Genomic DNA, 19638 nt, shown 5'->3' with positions numbered 1-19638 from the left:
CCCGCCAGCGGGATGCCGGCCGCGCGGGCGGCGATCAGGAATCCCTCGCCGTCCACGCCCGCGGCCTCCCAGCCGCCGCGGCCATCCGGTCGCAGCAGGTTCGCGCTGCCGGCGCGGCGCGCCACCGCGTCGCACCGGCCGATCCGCGCGGCGTCCTGCTTGTGCGGGATGGTGCAGACCACGCCCGCCAGGTTGCGCAGGTGGAGCAGGCCGTCGAGGAAGCGTTCCAGCATGCCGGCCGGCACATGCGCCGGCAGGTAGGCGCAGTCGTGCCCGCCGGCGGCAATGGCCTTGGCGTATTCGGCATAGCCCTTGGTGTGGCCGATCGGGTCGCCGGCCAGGAAGATCAGGCGCGTCCGCGGCCCGATCATCGCGCTATCACCAGCGGAGCCGGCAGGTCGGCGTCCTGGGCGCGGAACAGAAGGCGCAGCGTGACGCGCTCCGACTTGCCGGCCGGCGCGTCCGCCTGCAGCTGGACGGCGTGGCTGGCATTGCCCTGGAAGCGGAAGGCGCCGGCGGCGTCGGTGACGACGCGCTGCTTCTCGGTGTTCACGACGAAGGATCTCTCGAACAGAAGGACGGTCGCGCCCGCGACCGGGCGGCCGGTGGCGTCCACCACCCGGCCGCGCACCTCGCCCGTGGCGTTGGCGGCCACATGGAGATTCCAGCCGAGGACGACCGCCGCCAGGGTCGCCGGCACGATGAACCAGCGGGACAGCATCCAGCGCGGCAGCCTCATCCCTTCGTCGCCCCGTGCGTCAGGCCGCGGATGAAGGCCGACTGCGCCATGAGGAACACCAGGATGCCGGGGGCAAGCACCATGCAGACGAAGGCGTAGAGCGCGCCGGTCGTGTCCTCCATGTAGGAGAGGAAGCGCGCCAGGCCGAGCGGCAGCGTCTGCATGTTGGCGTCGCGCGTGACGATCAGCGGCCACATGAAGCTGTTCCAGGACCAGATGAAGGCCAGGATCACGTTGGTGGCGATGGCCGGGCGCGACAGCGGCAGCAGGACATGCGCGATGATCCGCCATTCCGAGAGGCCGTCCATCCGCGCCGCTTCCACCAGGCTGCGCGGCACCGCCTCGAACGCCGCCTTGTAGATGAAGATGCAGACGATGGTGGAGAGCAGCGGCAGCGCCAGGCCGAGATAGGTGTTCAGCAGCCCGATCCGCGCGGTGATCAGGTAGGCCGGGATGATGGTGGCCTGGAAGGGGATGAGCATGCAGGACAGCAGCAGCAGGACGACAAGCTTCTTCGCGCGGAAGTTCTGGGTCAGCGCGTAGGCGGCCATGGCGTTCAGCACCACGTTGCCAATGACGGCCATCACGGAGACGATGACGCTGTTCAGCAGGTAGCGCGGGAAGGGAATGAGGTACCAGACATCCACGAAGTTGTAGGGGTGCGGGTCCTGCGGCAGCAGCCGCGGCGGGAAGGCGTAGATGTTCTCGTTGGTGATCGCCGTCTTGAAGACCCAGTAGAAGGGCAGCAGCATGATCGCGGACACCACGATCAGCACGGCGTGGCGCGCCCAGGGAAAGCCCCGCCGCATCAGTCCTTCTCCACCGCGCCGGCATTGCCGCCGGCCAGGCGGTTGGCCAGAAAGGTCAGCGCGAGCAGCAGCAGGAACTGCACCACCGTGACGGCCGCCGCGTAGTCGAACTTCGTCTGCCCGAAGCCGAGCTTATAGATGTAGGTGATCAGCAGCTCCGTCGCGTGCCCCGGGCCGCCATTGGTCATGACATAGACCAGGTCGAAGCTGGTGAAGCTGTTCAGCAGCCCGATCACCGCGCACAGGAACAGCGACGGCCGCAGCATCGGCAGCGTGACGTACAGGAACACGGCATGGCGCGGCACGCCATCCACCCGCGCGGCCTCGTACAAGTGCTGCGGGATCTGCTGCAGGCCGGTCAGCAGGATGATCATGTAGAAGCCGATCACCTGCCAGATGTCCGTGACGATCACGCTGGCCATTGCCAGGTCGAAGGACTGCAGGAAGCCGAGCGGACGGTCGATGATGCCTGCGATGCGCAGCGCCCAGTTGATGAAGCCGCCGCGCTCGTCGTACATCCAGCGCCAGATGATCCCGACCGCGACGGTCATCAGCGGATAGGACAGGAAGACGATGGTGCGATAGACGGACGCGCCCTTCAGGTCGGAATTGACCAGCAGCGCGATCCCGAGCGCCAGGATGATCGCGACGGGGGCGGCGCCGATCCAGATCAGCGTGTTCCACAGCGCCGTCCAGAAGATGTCGTCGTAGAACAGCATCTCCTCGTAGTGCTCGAAGCCGACCCAGCGCGGCGGGCGCATGGGCGACCAGGACTGGAACGACAGGATGGCGTTCCAACCCAGCGGGATGACGCGGTAGAGCAGGAAGATCGCGAGAGAGGGGAGCAGGAAGCAGAGGATCAGCGCCGCCTGGCGCGTCCGCTTCCTGCCCCACCACCCGGTGCCGGTTCCTGCCCGGCGCGCGAGGTGCGCCGGGCTGCCGGATGGCGTCACGCGCGCGACAGCTCCCGTCCCACGCGGCGCTCGGCATCCGCCAGCGCCTGCCGCGCGGACTTCCGGCCGAGCAGCGCGCTCTGCAGCTCCGGCCAGAAGGCGTCCTTCACGCGCGCATCCTGCGGCATCGGCCAGTTGCCGACCATCTTGTCCGTATGCTCGATCTGGGTGGACAGGACGCTGTGCACCAGCGGATCCTCGCTGCGCAGCGAGGCCAGCAGCGCCTGGTCCACCTGCGTGTTGCCCGTCAGGATTCGCCGCTGCGTCGCGAGCTGGCCGGCCTGCTCGTTCGCCGTGACGTGCTTCACGAAGGCCCAGGCAAGGTCTGGGTTACGCGAGCCGCGCGAGACGCCGAGACCGTGGCTGTTCGGCGTGGAGAAATTGCCGGGTGCATGCGCGACGCCCAGCGTGTCGCCGTTCACCCAGTTGCCCTGGCCACGGACGAAGAAGTAGGCCGGGCTGTGGGCATGCAGCATGCCGACGTTGCCCGCGGCGAAGGCCCCGTTCGGTTCCACCCAGCGGCCGGTCCAGGAGATCTTGTTGATCGCGCCGCTCTCGCTCGCGCGGGCCAGCTTCTCCAGGACCTCGATGGCCTTCGGCGTGTTGAAGGCTGGGCGGCGCAGGTCCGGCGTGAGCAGGTCCACGCCGTTCATCGCGAAGAGCGGCCAGTAGAGCCAGTCGAAGTTCAGCGTCAGGAACCCGGTGCTCTCGCCCTGCGCCATGCGCCCGGCAAAGGCCAGGATGTCGTCGAAGCTCTGCGGCGGGCCGGACAGGCCGGCGCGCTGGAACATGGTCTTGTTGTAGAACAGCAGCGTCTTGGTGATGTAGAAGGGCAGCATGTAGTTGCGGCCCTGCAGCGTCCAGTTCGACAGGTAGTTGGCGTTGAAGCGGTTCTTCACCTCCGGCTCGGCGGCCAGCCGCGGGGTCATGTCCATCAGGGCGCCGCTGGCGGCGTATTCCAGCCACAGCGCGCCCTGGGTGTTGACGACGTCGGGCGGCGTGCCGGCGGCGAGCTGCGTCTGGTAGAAGGGCGGCAGTTCCGGGCCCTTCTTGTCCAGCCACTCGACCTCCACGCCGGGATTGGCGCGCTGGAAGCTGGCGATCCAGCCGCGGATCAGCGGCTCCTGGTCGATGATGTTCCAGGTCAGGAAGCTGATGCTCCGCCTCGTCTGGCCGATGGCCGGAGCGGCCAGTGCCGCCGGCATGACGGCGCTGGCCTTCAGAAGCGTGCGACGTGACAGCATGACCTTCTCCTCCTGCCTGGTGCCTTGCATGGGGCTTGTCGTTGCGGCGCAGCCTAGGGCGTATCGGGTGCCTCGTGCCACGGAATCTCGCGGCCCTCGCGGGCGGATCGCTCGGCCAGCAGGCAGCAGCGGACCGCGTCTCGTCCCGCCTCGGGCGGGACCAGCGCGCGGCCGACGCGGAAGCCCTGGATGGCCTGCTCAGCCTGCGTGACGAGCTCGAAGACCTCGCCGGTCTCGGCCATCGGGATCGCCTCGGCCAGTTCGCCGGGCTGCGCGCGGCCCCGGAACAGGTGCAGGCTGGCGGAGGGGGCGAAGCTGCGGTCCAGGGCAGCCGACCAGAGGCTGCGGATCGCGCCGGCCTCCCCCATCACGTGCAGGGCGACATGGTGCTCGAAGCCGCCGACGACCGTGTTGAGGGTGGCGAACTGCCCGCCGGCGAAGCGCAGCGTGACCCCGAGCGCGCGTGGCATGGCCGGATCGCCCTCCGCGTCTGCGCGGATCGAGATAGGCGGGCCCCAGGCGGCGCCGTACCACAGGAGGAGGTCGAAGAAGTGCACCGGCTCCTCGAGGATCCAGGAGCCGACCGCGGCACGGTCGTAGCGCCAGCCGTCGGACCCGGTGCGGTAGGGGAAACGGAACAGCGAGACATTGGCATGCCGTGCTGCGCCGATCGCCCCCTCCTCGATCAGCGTCTTCACCCGGCCCCACTGCGTCGAGACGCGCAACTCATGTCCGATGGTCAGCACCCGGCCGGCGGCTTTCGCGGCGGCGGCGAGGGCATCGCAGTCGGCCAGCGTCAGCGCCATGGGCTTCTCCAGCAGCACGTGCTTGCCCGCGCCCAGGGCGGCAAGCGCGAGGCGGGCGTGCTCGGCGTTCGGCGCGGCGATCACCACGGCCTCGATGGAGGGATCGCCGAGCACGGGCGCGAGATGCCGATGAACGGGCACCTGCGGCCGCTCCGCGGCCGCCTCCCGGGCGCTGTCGTCGCCAGGGGCGACGATGGCGGCCAGGGTCGCGCTCGGCGCGGCGTCCAGGGCGCGGGCGTGGTGCCGGCCCCAGGCGCCGTAGCCGACCAGGGCGACGCGCATCATGCGAGGGTTGCTCCCGGCATTCTTGTGACCTCCTCGGTCACGGTGATCGCGCAGTCCGGATGGCGCTGCGCGTAGCTGGCCGGGACCGCCGGCGTCACGGGGCCATGCAGCAGCTTGCGCAGGATCGCGGTCTGCCAGGGCCGGTTCATGAACAGGCGGAGCTTCCGCGCGCCCAGGATCTCCTGCATGCCGACCGTCACGGCCTGCTCGGGGATCAGGTCGATCGCGCCGCGCGTCGCGGTGACGGCGTTGATCGTCCGCGTCTCGCGCGAGAGGCGCTGGACGCGGGTGGGGCGCCGCGCGAAGGCCTCCACGTCCAGCGCCTCGCCGGGCTCCGGCGGCTCGTTGAAGGCGACGTGGCCGGCGATGCCGACCCCGCCGAAGCAGACATCGACGCCGCCATGCGCGGTGATCAGCGCCGGCACCTCCTCCAGCCGGTGCGGATCCGGGAAGACGATTCGCGGCGCGGTCGCCTGCGGCATCAGCGCGGTCAGGTGGCGCTGCATGTGGCCGCGGAAGGACCGCGGATCGTCCTCGGCGATCCAGTCGCCGGCCGGCGTGAGATACTCGTCCATGCCGATCATCAGCAGGTCGGCCAGCGAGACGCCCTGCGCCGCGCAGGTCCGGGCGAGGACGTCGTACTGGCCGACCGGCCCGACCGGCACGATGAACACCACCCTCGCTCGGCCCGCCGCCTTCGCCGCACGGTATTCCGCCAGCAGCGCATCCGCGAAGGCCAGGGTCAGCGCGGCAGCGTCCGGCACAATGCGCAGCGCGACCTGCGTGCCGTGCGCCAGGCTCTCCGGCGGGACACGCAGCGGATCTGTCACAGCCGGTGGCCTTCCTGGGAGAAGAGGTGGATGTCCCCCGGCTCCAGGGCGAGGCGCACGGGCTCGCCGGCCTGGCGCACGCTGCGCGCGGGAACCCGCGCATGCAACTCGGTGCCGGCGATGTCGAGCGTCACCAGCGTCTCGCTGCCCAGCGGCTCCACCACGGCTGCCTGACCTGAGATGGCGGCGGGCGCGCCGTTGCCGGGCGGCAGCCAGATCAGGCGTTCCGGACGGAGGCCGATGATCGTATCGCCGTCAGGCACAACGCGTGCAAGGGGCAAGGTGGTGCCGTCCGGCAGCACGGCACGGCCCGCCTCCACACGGCCGGCCAGCAGGTTCATGGCGGGCGCGCCCATGAAGGCAGCGACGAAGGTGGTGGCCGGGCGGTCGTAGATCTCCTCCGGCGTGCCGACCTGCTGCACCAGCCCGCCCTGCATCACCACGATGCGGTCGGCCAGCGTCATCGCCTCCACCTGGTCGTGGGTGACGTAGATGGTGGTGGCGCGCAGGCGGTCGCGCAGGCGCTTGATCTCCGTGCGCATCTGCACGCGCAGCTTGGCATCGAGGTTCGAGAGCGGCTCGTCGAACAGGAACACCTTGGGGTCGCGCACGATGGCGCGCCCCATGGCGACGCGCTGGCGCTGGCCGCCCGAGAGTTCGCGCGGGCGGCGCTGCAGTAGGTGGGCGATGTCCAGGACCTGGGCCGCCTGATCGACCCGCCGAGCGATCTCCGCCTTGGCCACGCCGCGCCAGCGCAGGGAGAAGCCCATGTTCTCGGCAACGGACATGTGGGGGTAGAGCGCGTAGTCCTGGAACACCATGGCCACGTCGCGATCCTTCGGGTCGCGTTCATTGACCACCGCGCCATCGATCAGGACGTCGCCGTCGGAGGCCTCCTCGAGGCCGGCAACGATGCGCAGGATGGTGGACTTGCCGCAGCCGGATGGTCCGACCAGGACCACGAACTCGCCTTCGGCGATGCCCAGGTCCACCCCGTGGACCACCTGCACATCGCCGAACCGCTTGCGCACGCCACGGAGCTCGACCGTTGCCACGCTGCTTCCGCTTCCTGCCCTGCCCGGATGCTAGGCACGGCCGGAAGGGCGAGGCAAGCGAGCGCGGCGGCTAGCCTGCCGCGAGGGCGCGCGCCGCGGCGCGGTGGCGTTCGGCCTGGGCGCGTTCGTCCAGCGTCAGCAGCCTTCCGTCGCGCACCACGATGCGGCCCGCGATGACGGAGAGCGCGACGCGCGCCGGCGTGCAGAAGACCAGGGCGGCGACCGGATCCTCGCCGGCGCCGGCAAGATCGAGCCCGCCGAGGTCGAAGGCGACCACGTCGGCCGCCAGGCCCGGAGCCAGCGCGCCGATGTCGTCGCGGCCGAGTACGCGCGCACCGCCGAGAGTCGCGATCTCCAGTGCCTCCCGCGCGCCCATCGCGGCCGGCCCGTGGCCGACGCGCGCCAGCAGCATCGCCTGGCGCGCCTCGGCCAGAAGGTGGCCGGAATCGTTGGAGGCGGAGCCGTCCACGCCCAGGCCGACCGGCACGCCGGCCCGCCGCATCGCGGGGATCGGCGCGATGCCGGAGGCCAGCCGCATGTTGGAGCAGGGGCAGTGCGCAACGCCCGTGCCGGTGCGCGCGAACAGGGCGATCCCCGCCGCGTCCAGCTTCACGCAGTGGGCGTGCCAGACATCCGGCCCGACCCATTCCAGCGAAGCCGCATATTCCGCCGGCGTGCAGCGGAAGCGCTCGCGGGTGAAGGCGACGTCCTTGTCGTTCTCCGCCAGGTGCGTGTGCAGCCGCAGCCCGCGTGCGCGGGCGAAGGTGGCGCCGTCGCGCATCAACTCCTGCGTGACCGAGAAGGGGGAGCAGGGCGCGATTCCGATGCGCAGCATGGAGAGCGGGGCCGGATCGTGGAACCGGGCGACGACGCGCTCCATGTCGGCCAGGATCGCGTCCTCCTGCTCCACCACCTCGTCCGGCGGCAAGCCGCCTTGCGACCGGCCGAGGCTCATCGCGCCGCGGGTGGGGTGGAAGCGGATGCCGATCTCCCGCGCGGCCGCGATCGTGTCGTCCAGGCGGCAGCCATTCGGGAAGATGTAGTGGTGGTCGGCCGCCGTGGTGCAGCCGGACAGCACGAGTTCCGCCATGGCCGTAGCGGCCGCGGTGCGCAGCGCATCCGGCGTCAGGCGGGACCAGACGGGATAGAGCACATTCAGCCAGTCGAAGAGCTCGGCATCCTGCGCGCCGGGCAGGGCCCGGGTCAGCGACTGGAACATGTGGTGGTGCGTGTTGACGAGGCCGGGCAGCAGCGCATGGCCGGCGAGGTCGATCGTCTCGGTTGCAGCGGGCGGCTGCGTCTCCGGACCACCGAGCGCGGTGATCGCGCCGCCGGTCAGATGCACCCAGCCGCCCCGGATCTCGCGGCGTGTCGCGTCCATGGTGACGACGACCTCGGCATCCTTCAGCAGCAGGCTGTGCGGCATGACGTGCGGGCTCCCTGGCAGGCGGAGTGTAGGCGCTGCTGGTCGCAACCTGCCAGGGCGTGCTGCCGCCGCGGCCTGTTCACCGGACGGGGCGCGCGCTAGCCTTCCTGCGGAAACGCACGGGAACAACCATGCAGCGCAGCGAGACCCGCATCCTGACCACGCACACGGGCAGCCTGCCGCGTCCTGCGTCGCTGACGAAGCTCTACACGCGGCGGGTGCGCGGCGAAGCGGTGGATCCCGCGGAGATCGAGGCGGCCGGGCGTGCGGCGCTGCAGGGCATCGTGCCGCAGCAGATCGCCTGCGGCCTCGACGTGATCAACAATGGCGAGCAGCAGCGCGAATCCTTCGTGCTCTACCTGCGCCACCGGCTGAGCGGGCTGGGCGACAGCAGCAGCCGCACCGGCTGGGCGGACCTGGACGCCTATCCCGAGTTCAAGGCGCAGACCAAGGCCATGGCCGCGACGCAGGAAGCCGTGACGAATACGGACTTCCTGCCCGCCGCGATCGGGGAGGTGCGCTACCTCGACCCCACGGCGGTGAACCGGGAATGCGAGGACTTCCAGGAGGCGCTGGAGGAGCACGAGGGTGCCTTCGTCGAGCCATTCCTGACCGCGCCCTCGCCCGGGATCATCGGCTCCATCGTGCAGAACCGGCACTACGACACCGAGGAGGCGTATCTGGCTGCCCTCGGCGAGGCGCTGCGCGTGGAATACGAGGCCATCGTGTCGCACGGCTTCCTGCTGCAGCTGGACTGCCCGGACCTGGCTCTGGAGCGCCACTGTTCCTACCGCGACCGGCCGCTGTCCGATTTCCTCGGCTTCTGCGAGCGCGTGGTCACCGCCATCAACAATGCGATCCGCGATATCCCGCGAGACCGGGTGCGGCTGCATGTGTGCTGGGGCAACTACGAGGGCCCGCACGATCACGACGTGCCGCTGGCCGACATCCTGCCGGTGGTGCGCCAGGCCAATGTCGGCGGCTTCGTCCTGCCCTTCGCCAATCCGCGCCACGCGCACGAGGTGCGGGTGCTGGAGAAGCAGCCCCTGGCGGAGGACCAGATCCTGGTGGCCGGTGTGATCGACACGCTGACCAACTTCGTCGAGCACCCGGAGGTGGTGGCCGAGCGGATCGAGCGCGCGGCGGCGGTGATGGGCGACCCGCGGCGCGTGATGGCCGGCACGGATTGCGGCTTCGATACCTCCGCCGGGCGCGGGCGCGTGGCGTCCGACGTAGTCTGGGCGAAGCTGCGGGCGATGCGCGACGGGGCGGCGATCGCGTCGTCGCGCCTGTTCCCGAAGGGCTAGGTGACGGGCGCGCCGACCGCTTCCAGCGCGGCGCGCGCCACTTCCATGTCGTCGGTGTAGTGGCCGCCGGAGACGCCGATGGCGCCGATCATCTGGCCGTCTTCCACGACCGGATAGCCACCGCCGAAGATCGTCAGGCGCGGCGTGTGCACGATGCCGTGCAGCAGCGGCGGGTCGTTCTTGATGAAGTCCCACCAGACATGGGTGGCGATGCCGAAGGAGGAGGCCGTCCAGGCCTTGTCCTGGGCGATCTGGATGGCGAGGTGACCGGCGCCGTCCATGGCGTGGAAGGCCTTGAGCTGCCCGGCCTCGTTCACGACGGCGATGCACATCGCCTTCTTCAGCTCACGCGACTTCTCGATCGCCGCCTCGATCATCCGCTGCGCGGTCGCGCCGTCGATGCTGCGCTTGACGATGCTCATCCCCAACTCCCCCGTCAGACCGCGCGTGCGGCCGTCTGCGCCTCGACCAGCGCCGGCGCGACGCGGCGCGGCGCGAAGGCGTCCCCCACCAGATGCACGCGGTCCAGCCCGGCTTCCTTCAGCCCGGCGAAGAGCGCGTTGCGCGCCCTGGCCGCGCCCACCCACAGCAGTGCGGCGCAATCCTCGATCCGCTCCTCGCGGCCGGTCAGGTAGTGGCGCAGGACCACGGCACCGCGCTCGATGCGTGCCGGCGCCATGGAGGTGCGATGCTCCGCCCCGGCGCGGTCCAGCTCGCGCAGCGTGGCGATGCGGGAGACCATCGGCAGTTCGCGCAGCGGCTCGAAGAAGCGCGTCGCGAAAACCAGGCGGCCGAGCGGCGCCGCGGCTTCCGCGATGGCGGCCGCCCAATAGTAGCCGTCCTCGTCCATCAGCACGATCGCGCGGCCGGGCGGGCTGCGCACGGGCTGCAGGTCGGCGACGCCGGTCGGCGCGATGGCCGGCACGCTGCCGTCGCTCGGGATGTCCGGCACCACCGCCTGCGCGCCGGTGGCGAGGATCACCGCATGCGGCTGCATGGCCAGCAGGCTCGCGAGCGTCGCCTCCTCGCCCAGGCGGACATCCACGCCCAGGCGCCGCAGCTCCGCTTCCTGGAATTGCGGCAGGTGGGCCAGCTCGCTGCCCGTAGGGAACCAGCTGGCGCGAAGGAACTTGCCGCCGAGCTGGCCGTCGCGCTCGATCAGCGTCACGCGGTGGCCGCGCATCGCGGCCACGCGCGCGGCCTCCATGCCGCCTGGGCCGCCGCCGACCACGATGACCCTGGACGGCACGGCGCTGCGCAGCTTTCCGAAGTGGTGTTCGCGTCCGGCGATCGGGTTAGTGGAACAGCCGATCGGCTCGCCCGTCGAGATCCAGTCCCAGCACTGGTTGCAGGCGATGCAGCGGCGGATCTGGTGCGCGCGGCCGGTGCGCGCCTTCTCCGGCCAGTCGGGGTCCACGATCAAGGCACGGCAGAGGCCGACCATGTCCCCGTCGCCGGAGGCGATGATCGATTCCGCCTGCGCCGGCGTCTGCACGCGGGTGGACTGCACCACGACGAGGTCATCGCCGACCGCGCGCTTCACCTCCGCCTGGATGGTCCGGTACGCCTCCTGCGGCCAGTGACGGTCGGGCAGGTGGGTCTCGATGGTGTTGAAGTTGCCCTGGCTGAGCGAGACGTAGTCGCAGAGCCCCGCGCGCGCGAGCAGGGCGGCGATCTCGGCGGCCTGCGCGGTGTCGATGCCGCCTTCGGTGAACTCCTCCACGGCCATGCGATAGCCGACGATGGCGCGGTGGCCGATGCGGCGGCGCACGCCGGCCAGGATCTCCATCGGGAAGCGCAGCCGGTTCTCGAGGCTGCCGCCGTAGCGGTCGTCGCGCCGGTTCGTGTAGGGCGAGACGAACTGGCCGATCAGGTGGCCCTGCGCGCCGTGCACCTCCACGCCGTCGCCGCCGGCTTCCATGGCGTTGAGCGCCGCGGCGACGAAGTGCTCCACCATCTGTTCCACCTCGCGCGTCGTCAGCGCATGGGGCACGCCGCCGGAGCGAGGGCAGGCGATCTCGGAGGGCGCGAGCAGCGTGCCCACGCGCCGGCCGAGATGCTGGCGGCCGCCATGGTTCAGCTGGAACAGGAACAGCGCGCCCGCGCGGTGCACCTGGTCGGTCAGCTTGCGCAGGCCCTGCAGCGGCCCGCGGTCGAACAGCGCGATGGCGGCGGGCGTCACGGCATCGGCGGGATGCACGCGCGCCGCCTCGCTGACGATCACGCCGGCCCCGCCCTCCGCGACGGTGCGATAGAAGGCCAGCATGCGATCGCCGACGCGGTTCTGCTCGGCCAGGTTGGTGGTCGTCGCCACGCGCATCACGCGGTTGCGCGCCGTCGCCGGCCCGATGCGCAGCGGCGAGAACAGCGCCGGAAAGTGCAGTTGCAGGCGTCCGCCGTCCATCTGCGGCACGTTCCTCCCGTTCCGGCGCCACCCTAGGGCGGGTGAATATGTCCGGACAAGTCGGCTTGCCGAGCCCCGACATCCGGGCAATGCTCCGCCCCGGGAGAGACATCGTCCGGAGTGACATGGCCCGACTGGATGCGGCCGTCAGCCTGTTCTGGGTCCTGCTCGGCATCGTGCTGTGCCGGGAGTCGGTCGCGCTCGGGCTGGCCGATGCGAGCGGGCCGGGTTCCGGCCTGTTCCCCTTCCTTGCGGGCCTGCTGATGCTGGGTGGTGGCGCGGGGCTGCTGGTGCGGCACGTGCTGACGCGCGGCGGCCACGCGCCGGGCGAGGAGATCGTGCCGCAGTTCTGGCCGGCGCCCGGCGCGGCCTTTCGCGTCGGTGCGCTGGTGGTGGTCGTCGCGGGCATGATCCTGGCGGTGCCGTATCTCGGCTTCGCGCTGACCGGCGTGTTCGGGCTGCCGATCCTGTTCCGGGTGATCGCGCCGGAGGCGTCGTGGTGGACCGCGATCGCCGTGGGCGGGATCGCCGCGGCCTGCATCCACCTGCTCTTCGCCGTCGCGCTCGGCACGCCGCTGCCGCGCGGGCCTTTGGGGTTCTGAGCCGGTGGATCCTGTCGCCGGACTGCTGGCCGGGTTCGGGGTGATCCTGACCTGGCAGAACATCCAGTTCATCTTCATCGGCAGCCTGATCGGGACGCTGATCGGCGTGTTGCCGGGCATCGGGCCGCTCGCGGCGCTGTCGCTGCTGCTGCCGGCCACCGTCGCGCTGCCGCCGGTCGGCGCCGTCGCGATGCTCTGCGCCATCTTCTACGGCTCCATGTACGGCGGTTCGATCACCTCCGTGCTGGTGAACATCCCGGGCGAGGCGGCCTCCGTCGTCACCTGCCTCGACGGCTATGCGATGGCGAAGCAGGGCCGGGCCGGGGCGGCGCTCGGCATGGCCGCGCTCGGCTCCTTCATCGCCGGCACGCTCGGGATTGTCGTGCTCAGCGTGGCGGCGCCCGCGCTCGGCGCCTTCGCCATCCGCCTCGGCCCGCCGGAATACACGGCGCTGATGGCGCTGGGCCTAGCCTGCACCATCCTGATGATCCAGGGCTCCGCGCTGAAGGGCGCGATCATGATCGGCGCCGGGGCGGCGCTGGCGGCGATCGGGATGGACATCATCACCGGCGAGTTCCGCTTCAACTACGGCAGCATCCAGCTGAGCGCGGGGATCGAGTTGCTGGCCGTGGTGATCGGGCTGTTCGGCGTGTCCGAAATCCTGCTGAACGTGGAGAATGCGGCGCGCGGCATGGCGGTGAAGGCGCGGCTGAGCGGGCTTTGGCCGAGTCGGGTGGACTGGGCTGCCTCCTGGGCGCCCATCCTGCGCGGCAGCGGGCTCGGCTTCGCGGTCGGGCTGCTGCCGGGTGGCGGCCCCGTCACCGCATCCTTCCTCTCCTACGCGGCAGAGCGGCGGATCGGGAAGGATCCGCACACCTTCGGCAAGGGCCGGATCGAGGGCGTGGCCGGGCCGGAGGCGGCCAACAACGCGGCCGTCTCCTCTGGCATGATCCCGCTGCTCGCGCTCGGCATCCCCGGCAACGCCGTGACGGCGCTGCTGATGGGTGCGCTGATCATCAACGGCGTGCAGCCCGGCCCGACCATGATGACGGACCGCGCCGACGTGTTCTGGGGCGTGGTCGCCAGCCTCTACATCGGCAACGTCTTCCTGCTGATCCTCAACCTGCCGATGGTCGGGCTCTGGGTGCAGCTGCTGCGCGTGCCCTATTCCGTGCTGTTTCCCTCCATCGTGCTGCTGGCGATGGTCGGTACCTATTCGGCGAACCGAAACCTGTTCGATCTGTGGGTGATGCTCGGCTTCGGCGTGCTGGGCTGGTTCCTGCGCAAGCTGGGCTACGAGCTGGCGCCGCTGGTGCTCGCCTTCGTGCTGGCCCCGCTGCTCGAGCAGTCCTTGCGACAGTCCATGGTGATGTCGCCCGACGGGGCGATGATCTTCCTGGAACGCCCGCTGGCGGCCCTGATGCTGGGCGCCGCGGTGCTGATGCTGCTTCTCGTGGCCTTCAAGGGCCTCACTGTCCGGAAACTGGGAGGAACGACATGACGATCGACATCACCCGCCGCCACCTGATCGCCGGCGTGGCCGGCGCCGCCGCGCTGCCGCTGGCCGCCCGCGCCCAGTCGCGCCTGCCCGTGCCGAAGCCGGCCGGCTTCCCGCGCGAGCCGATCGAGATGACGGTGGTCTATCCGGCCGGCGGCGGCATGGACATCACCGCCCGCGTGGTGCAGCGCTTCGTCGAGAAGCACAGCGGGGAGCGCTTCCTGGTCAACAACCGCACCGGCGGCGCGGGCCTGGTGGGGCATACCTGGCTGGCGACGCAGGCGCCGACCGACGGGCATGCGGTGGGCGTCATCGCCAACCTCGTCATCTCCGACGCTGCGCGGTCGCAGGGGCGCTGGACCATCAACGACCTGGACCACATCGCCCACCTGAACGCCGAGCCGCTCAACCTCTGCGTCAATGCCGAGGGCCAGTACCGGTCCGGCGGGCTGCGCGGACTGCTGGATGCGGCGCGCGCACGGCCCGGCACGATCCGCGTCGCCAACGTCGTCGGTGGCTACTACGAATACCTGATCGAGCAGCTGGAGCAGGCGTCCGGCTCGCGCTTCCTGAAGGTGCCGTTCCAGGGCGGTGGCCCTGGCATCACGGCGCTGCTCGGCAACAACGTCGACCTCGCCTTCGGCTTCTTCGGCGAGATCAGCGGCCACCTCGCGGCGAACCGGATCGTGCCGGTGGCGGTCACGGGGCGGCAGCCCTCGCCCTTCCTGCAGGGCGTGCCGACGGTGAACAGCGTGATCGGGCGCGACGATGCGAACTGGGGCGTCAGCCGCTGGATCGCGGTGCCGCGGGCGGTGCCGGCGGACCGCAAGGCCTGGCTCGCCGCCGCCTTCCGCGCCGCCGTGGCGGATCCGGAACTGGTGGAGGAGTTCCGCAAGCTGGGTGCCATGCCGGACCCTGCGCTCGACACGCCGGAGAAGCTCAACGCGGCCGTACAGCAGATGGCGGAGGCGGAGCGCGCCTATCTGATCGCGTCAGGCCGCGCCCAGCGCTGAGGCGCGGGGCATGGCCGATATCCTGGGCTGGCGTGGCTGCTTCGGGGTGGTCACGCCCTCCACGAACACCGTGGTGCAGCCGGAATACGACGAGATGCGCCCGCGCGGCGTGACCAACCACGTCGCGCGCATGCACATCCCGAACGATCCGCTGACCAGCGACGCTGATTTCGACGAACTGATCCGCCGCATCGATATCGCGCTGGAAGCGGCGCTGGAGCGGGTGATGACGGCCGAACCCGACCGCATCGTGCTCGGCATCTCGGCGGAAAGCATCTGGGGCGGCGGGCTGGCCGCGGCGCGGAAGATCCAGGAACGGGTGGACCGCATCACCGGCGGCCTGCCTTTCACCCAGGCCGCGGATGCGCTGCCGGCGGCGCTGCAGGCGCTCGGCGTGCGGGGGCCGATCGGGCTGGTCACGCCGTATTTCCCGACGGCGCACAAGCACCTGGTCGCCTACCTTGGCGAGATCGGCTGCGAGGTCGTGGCCGCGCGGCACCTGGAGCGGCCCTCGCCGGTCGGCATCGGTCGCACCACGCTGGCCACGCTGCGCGACGCGATCAACGAGGTGAACCTTCCGGAGACGCGCGCCATCATCCAGTTCGGCGCCAACCTGCCGATGATGCGCCTGGCGGCGCAGGCGGAAGCCTGGCTCGGCAAGCCGGTCATCGCCATCAACGCCGCGACCTACTGGCACGCGCTGCGCAGCCACGGCATCGCGGATCGCATCGCCGGCTGCGGACGGCTGCTGGAGGAGCATTGATGGCGCAGACCAACGAGCAGCGGCTGGCCGCCCTTGGCGTGACGCTGCCGCCGCCCTTCAAGGACGAGGCGAACCGGGTGCGCGCGCTGCGCTCCGGCATCCATGTGTATATGAGCGGGCACGGGCCGCTGGGCCCGGGCAACGTGCCGATGGTGGTCGGGAAGCTCGGCCGCGAGCTGTCCATCGAGCAGGGGCGGGAAGCCGCGCGGCTGACGGGGCTCTGCTGCCTGTCCACCCTGCGTACCTATCTCGGCACGCTCGATTCGGTGGTGCGCTGCGTGCGCGTGGTGGGCTTCATCAACTGCGCGCCCGGCTTCAACCGGCCGTCGGAGGTGCTGCACGGCTTCTCCGACCTGATGGTCGATGTCTTCGGCGAGGCCGGGCGGCATTGCCGCTCCGCCATCGGCGTCGCGGAGCTCTATGCGGACATCCCGGTGGAGGTCGAGGCGCTGTTCGAGGTGGCCGCGTGACCGCTGCGCCGGACGAGAACGAGGTGCGCGCGCGCCTGGCGGAGGTGCGCGCCAAGCGGGGCTACCTGCTGCCGCATCACGGCCTGCTGGCGATCGCCGCGCCGGCGCTGCTGGCCGGCTACGACGCCGCCTACACCGCGCTGACGCTGACGCCGCGCACGCTGCACGAACGCCCGAAGGAGTTCATCTGGCTCGGCGTGCTGACGGCCTGCGACGAGGCCATCGCCACGCATCACATCGCGAAGTTCCGCGCCGCCGGCGGCACGGATGCCGAGATCGAGCTCGCGATCCGCCTCGCCGCCTTCGCGGACGGTGCGTCGCGCTTCGCCTTCGCGGCGGAGTCCTGGGCACGGCACCTGCCCACCTACGACCGGGCGCGTGCCTATCGCGACGCGCTGCGGGGTGTGGTGGCGGACAGCAACGTGCCGGCGGGCTGGGTGGAGATGGCCCTCTGCGCCATCCACACGACGCATCGCAACTGGTGGGAGCTCGCGCTGCACATCAAGGGCGCCTATGCGGCCGATGTGTCGGAGATGGCGCTGGCCGAGGCGATCTCCTACGCGATGTTCCCGGGCAGCATCCCCAACTTCGTGGATGCCTGCGGTGTGTGGCAGGGCATGATCGCGCGCGGCGAGGTGCCCGCCTCGCCGGCCTTCGCGCTGTGGGGCGCGGCAGCGGCCGAGCAGAAGGGGTTCGACGGCGCATGACGCCCGTGGTTCCCGCCGCGATGGCGAGCTTCCCTGACGCCTTCGGCTACGCCCCAGGCCTCCTCGCGCATGGCTTCCTGTTCATTGCCGGCCAGCTCGGCCGGGATGATGCGCTGCGCGTGATCGAGGATCCGGAGGCGCAGATCACGCGCGCTTGGGAGAATGTGCTGGCCGTGCTGGCGGAGGCCGGCTGCGCCGTCACCGACATCGTGGACGTCACCACCTTCCATGTCGGGCTGCGCGAGCACCTGGCGCTCTACAAGCAGGTGCGGGACCGCGTCATGCGGGGGCACCAGCCGCCGTGGACGGCGATCGGCGTCGCCGAGCTCTCGCGGCCTGGCCTGCTGGTGGAGATCAAGTGCATCGCCCGGGCGCCGCGCAGCTGATCGCGCGGCCCGTCAGCCGAGCGACGCGCCGCCGCACACCATGATCTGCTGGCCGGTGATGGCGGCGGCCTCGGGCCCGAGCAGGAACGCGACCAGCGCCGCCACCTCCGCGGGGTCGATGAGGCGGCCGATGGGTGGGACGCGCACCGGCGTGCCGCTGCGGGCGGGGTCGCGCAGCATCGGCGTGTCGGTGGCGGCCGGCGCGACGACGTTCACCGTGATGCCGCGCGGCGCCAGTTCCAGCGCCCAGGAGCGTGCGAGCGCGACAAGCGCCGCCTTGCTGGCCGCATACTGGCTGCGGCCCGGGCCGCCGGCGGAGGTCCGGCTGCCGATCAGCACGATCCGCCCGCCCTCCGGCATGCGGGGTGCCAGGCGATCGGCCAGCGCCGTCGCGGCCTCGACATGCAGTTGCCAGAGATCGCGCCCGGCCTGGTGGTCGAGCGCGCCGAGCGGCGCCCCCCGCATCAGTCCGGCCGCGTGCACCAGGGCATCGGGCGCCAAACCGTCCACGGCGCTACGCAGCGCCGCCAGGTCGCGCAGGTCCACCGGCCGATGCGTGAAGCCGGGTCCGTTCGTGCCGGGGTCGCTGCGGCTGAGGCCGGTGACCTGCCAGCCCTCGCGCAGCAGGCGTGCCACGATCACTGCGCCGATGCCGGAACTCGATCCCGAAACCACCGCGTGCCGCGGCGCTGCGCCCGTCGCGTCCATGCGCCTGCTCCCGCTGCGTTCGACGGCGACGTTGCCGGCTGGGGCGGCGCCTGTCCAGCCGCATGCGGGGTTGCCCGTTCCGGCGCACCGCGGCTATCGAGGCGGCGAACGACGCGAGGGCGCGCGCCGGCACGGCGCGGCGGCCCCGACCCGGGGAAGGAGCGACGGCATGGCGCGCTGGCTGAAGCAGTCGATCGGCGTCGCCGACAAGCAGGCGGCCCAGGCGGCCGTGCGCGAGACGGTGGAACGCCTGCTGGGCGACATCGCCCAGCGCGGCGATGCCGCCGTGCGCGAGATGTCGGTGAGGTTCGACAAGTGGGACCGGGCGGAATTTCGGCTCACCGATGCCGAGATCCGCGCCTGCGTCGCCGAACTGCCGGCGCGCGCGCTGGACGACATCCGCTTCGCGCAGGAGCAGGTGCGCAATTTCGCGCAGCACCAGCGCGAATCCCTGAAGGACATCGAGGTGGAGACGCGTCCGGGCGTGGTGCTCGGGCATCGGAACATCCCCGTCAACTCGGTGGGCTGCTACGTGCCGGGCGGCAAGTATCCGCTGCTGGCCTCGGCGCACATGTCCGTCGTGACGGCGAAGGTGGCCGGCGTGCCGCGCATCGTCACCTGCGCGCCCCCCTACAACGGACGACCCGCCCCGGCGATCGTGGCGGCGCAGCACCTGGCCGGCGCGGACGAGATCTACTGCCTGGGCGGCGTGCAGGCGGTGGGCGCCATGGCGCTGGGCACCGAGAGCATCCGCCCGGTGGACATGCTGGTGGGACCGGGCAACGCCTTCGTGGCGGAGGCGAAGCGGCAGCTGTTCGGCCGCGTCGGCATCGACCTCTTCGCCGGGCCCACCGAGACGCTGGTGATCGCGGACGAGACGGTGGATGCGGAGATCTGCGCGACCGACCTGCTCGGCCAGGCGGAGCACGGCCCGACCTCCCCGGCCATCCTGCTGACCAACAGCGAGAAGCTGGCGCGCGAGACGATGGCGGAAGTGGCACGGCTTCTGACCATCCTTCCCACTGCGGAGATCGCCGGCAAGGCCTGGGCCGACTACGGCGAGGTGATCGTCTGCGAGGACCATGCGGAGATGCTGCGCGAGGCCGACCGGATCGCAAGCGAGCATGTGCAGGTGATGACCTCGGATGACGACTACTTCCTGAAGAACATGACGAACTACGGCGCGCTGTTCCTGGGGCCGCGCACCAACGTCTCCTACGGCGACAAGGTGATCGGCACGAACCACACGCTGCCGACGCTCGGCGCCGCGCGCTACACGGGCGGTCTCTGGGTCGGCAAGTTCCTGAAGACGGTCACCTACCAGCGCGTGCTGACCGATGCCGCGAGCGCGGAGATCGGCGCCTACTGCTCGCGGCTGTGCATGCTGGAGGGCTTCGTCGGGCATGCGGAGCAGGCCAACATCCGCCTGCGCCGCTACGGCGGCCGAAACGTTCCCTATGGCGCGGCGGCGGACTGAGCGATGCAATTGCCGAAGACGCCGTCGCTGCGGCTGGATGGCCGGCGTGCGCTGGTGACGGGGGCCGGGCGCGGCATCGGGCTCGGCGCGGCCGCGGCCCTGGCCGCCGCCGGCGCGCATGTCGTCCTGGCCGCCCGGTCCCGCAGCGAGATCGAG

The 19638-nt window shown here is 71.1% G+C and carries 21 protein-coding genes and 1 pseudogene; 10 read left to right on the top strand and 12 right to left on the bottom strand.

The annotated features are described in order from the left end of the window. The 9 genes and pseudogenes from OZN99_RS09055 to OZN99_RS09015 all read right to left on the bottom strand — a co-directional run. Positions 1-371, bottom strand: a pseudogene (locus tag OZN99_RS09055) (hypothetical protein); the annotation flags it as partial. After that, positions 368-739 (bottom strand): carboxypeptidase-like regulatory domain-containing protein, encoded by a 372-nt coding sequence (locus OZN99_RS09050; protein ID WP_270934883.1) that lies wholly within the window; start codon positions 737-739, stop codon positions 368-370. The pseudogene OZN99_RS09055 and the gene OZN99_RS09050, both read right to left, overlap by 4 nt. Continuing rightward, positions 736-1548: a carbohydrate ABC transporter permease gene (locus OZN99_RS09045; protein WP_270934882.1), complete on the bottom strand. Its 813-nt coding sequence runs from the start codon at positions 1546-1548 to the stop codon at positions 736-738. The genes OZN99_RS09050 and OZN99_RS09045 overlap by 4 nt, the downstream gene beginning before the upstream one ends. Continuing rightward, positions 1548-2501 (bottom strand): carbohydrate ABC transporter permease, encoded by a 954-nt coding sequence (locus OZN99_RS09040; protein WP_270934881.1) that lies wholly within the window; start codon positions 2499-2501, stop codon positions 1548-1550. Before OZN99_RS09040 ends, OZN99_RS09045 begins: the two co-directional genes overlap by 1 nt. Beyond that, positions 2498-3745 carry an ABC transporter substrate-binding protein gene (locus OZN99_RS09035; RefSeq protein WP_270934880.1) on the bottom strand — a complete coding sequence of 416 codons (1248 nt, stop codon included), beginning with the start codon at positions 3743-3745 and terminating at the stop codon, positions 2498-2500. Before OZN99_RS09035 ends, OZN99_RS09040 begins: the two co-directional genes overlap by 4 nt. Before the next feature lie 53 nt (positions 3746-3798). Beyond that, entirely contained in the window at positions 3799-4836 is a 1038-nt protein-coding gene (locus tag OZN99_RS09030; RefSeq protein WP_270934879.1) for a Gfo/Idh/MocA family protein, read from the bottom strand. After that, complete coding sequence (locus OZN99_RS09025; protein ID WP_270934878.1) at positions 4833-5666, bottom strand: sugar phosphate isomerase family; 834 nt, start codon at positions 5664-5666, stop codon at positions 4833-4835. The genes OZN99_RS09030 and OZN99_RS09025 overlap by 4 nt, the downstream gene beginning before the upstream one ends. Continuing rightward, positions 5663-6721 (bottom strand): ABC transporter ATP-binding protein, encoded by a 1059-nt coding sequence (locus OZN99_RS09020; RefSeq protein WP_270934877.1) that lies wholly within the window; start codon positions 6719-6721, stop codon positions 5663-5665. The genes OZN99_RS09025 and OZN99_RS09020 overlap by 4 nt, the downstream gene beginning before the upstream one ends. Positions 6722-6791: 70 nt before the next feature. After that, positions 6792-8147 carry an 8-oxoguanine deaminase gene (locus OZN99_RS09015; protein WP_270934876.1) on the bottom strand — a complete coding sequence of 452 codons (1356 nt, stop codon included), beginning with the start codon at positions 8145-8147 and terminating at the stop codon, positions 6792-6794. Positions 8148-8278: 131 nt separating this feature from the next. Here OZN99_RS09015 and OZN99_RS09010 point away from each other — a divergent pair, with 131 nt between their 5' ends. Further along, the gene (locus OZN99_RS09010) at positions 8279-9454 is read left to right on the top strand and encodes a cobalamin-independent methionine synthase II family protein (RefSeq protein WP_270934875.1); all 1176 of its coding nucleotides are present in this window, start codon (positions 8279-8281) and stop codon (positions 9452-9454) included. On the opposite strand, the gene OZN99_RS09005 is transcribed toward OZN99_RS09010, so the two are convergent. Further along, entirely contained in the window at positions 9451-9876 is a 426-nt protein-coding gene (locus tag OZN99_RS09005) for a GlcG/HbpS family heme-binding protein (RefSeq protein ID WP_270934874.1), read from the bottom strand. The two genes, OZN99_RS09010 and OZN99_RS09005, sit on opposite strands and share 4 nt — an antisense overlap. A 14-nt stretch (positions 9877-9890) precedes the next feature. After that, positions 9891-11858 carry an oxidoreductase gene (locus OZN99_RS09000; protein ID WP_270934873.1) on the bottom strand — a complete coding sequence of 656 codons (1968 nt, stop codon included), beginning with the start codon at positions 11856-11858 and terminating at the stop codon, positions 9891-9893. Positions 11859-11983: 125 nt separating this feature from the next. Between OZN99_RS09000 and OZN99_RS08995 the strand changes: the two genes are divergently transcribed. The 7 genes from OZN99_RS08995 to OZN99_RS08965 are packed head-to-tail and all read left to right on the top strand — an operon-like array spanning position 11984 to position 17297. Then, positions 11984-12460 carry a tripartite tricarboxylate transporter TctB family protein gene (locus OZN99_RS08995; protein ID WP_270934872.1) on the top strand — a complete coding sequence of 159 codons (477 nt, stop codon included), beginning with the start codon at positions 11984-11986 and terminating at the stop codon, positions 12458-12460. A 4-nt stretch (positions 12461-12464) separates the two neighbouring features. Next, a complete protein-coding gene (locus OZN99_RS08990) occupies positions 12465-13961 on the top strand; it encodes a tripartite tricarboxylate transporter permease (RefSeq protein WP_270934871.1) in 1497 nt (498 codons plus the stop codon). Continuing rightward, a complete protein-coding gene (locus OZN99_RS08985) occupies positions 13958-14971 on the top strand; it encodes a tripartite tricarboxylate transporter substrate binding protein (RefSeq protein WP_270934870.1) in 1014 nt (337 codons plus the stop codon). Before OZN99_RS08990 ends, OZN99_RS08985 begins: the two co-directional genes overlap by 4 nt. A 10-nt stretch (positions 14972-14981) precedes the next feature. Continuing rightward, the gene (locus OZN99_RS08980; protein ID WP_270934869.1) at positions 14982-15734 is read left to right on the top strand and encodes a maleate cis-trans isomerase family protein; all 753 of its coding nucleotides are present in this window, start codon (positions 14982-14984) and stop codon (positions 15732-15734) included. Then, positions 15734-16204, top strand: a complete 471-nt coding sequence (locus OZN99_RS08975; RefSeq protein WP_270934868.1) for a RidA family protein — start codon at positions 15734-15736, stop codon at positions 16202-16204. Before OZN99_RS08980 ends, OZN99_RS08975 begins: the two co-directional genes overlap by 1 nt. Next, the gene (locus OZN99_RS08970; RefSeq protein ID WP_270934867.1) at positions 16201-16911 is read left to right on the top strand and encodes a carboxymuconolactone decarboxylase family protein; all 711 of its coding nucleotides are present in this window, start codon (positions 16201-16203) and stop codon (positions 16909-16911) included. Before OZN99_RS08975 ends, OZN99_RS08970 begins: the two co-directional genes overlap by 4 nt. Beyond that, positions 16908-17297 carry a RidA family protein gene (locus tag OZN99_RS08965; protein ID WP_270934866.1) on the top strand — a complete coding sequence of 130 codons (390 nt, stop codon included), beginning with the start codon at positions 16908-16910 and terminating at the stop codon, positions 17295-17297. Before OZN99_RS08970 ends, OZN99_RS08965 begins: the two co-directional genes overlap by 4 nt. Positions 17298-17309: 12 nt before the next feature. On the opposite strand, the gene OZN99_RS08960 is transcribed toward OZN99_RS08965, so the two are convergent. After that, entirely contained in the window at positions 17310-18005 is a 696-nt protein-coding gene (locus tag OZN99_RS08960) for an SDR family NAD(P)-dependent oxidoreductase (RefSeq protein WP_270934865.1), read from the bottom strand. A 169-nt stretch (positions 18006-18174) separates the two neighbouring features. Between OZN99_RS08960 and hisD the strand changes: the two genes are divergently transcribed. Together hisD and OZN99_RS08950 are read left to right on the top strand one after the other, a co-directional pair. Next, a complete protein-coding gene (gene hisD / locus OZN99_RS08955; protein ID WP_270934864.1) occupies positions 18175-19482 on the top strand; it encodes a histidinol dehydrogenase in 1308 nt (435 codons plus the stop codon). Positions 19483-19485: 3 nt separating this feature from the next. Then, positions 19486-19638 (top strand): SDR family NAD(P)-dependent oxidoreductase (locus tag OZN99_RS08950; RefSeq protein ID WP_270934884.1); only part of this gene is annotated, 153 nt, incomplete at its 3' end.

It is taken from the genome of Falsiroseomonas oryzae (assembly GCF_027856955.1).
Taxonomy (GTDB): domain Bacteria; phylum Pseudomonadota; class Alphaproteobacteria; order Acetobacterales; family Acetobacteraceae; genus Falsiroseomonas; species Falsiroseomonas oryzae.
Note: the sequence above shows the minus strand (reverse complement) of the source record. Positions and strands in the feature narration are given on the sequence as shown.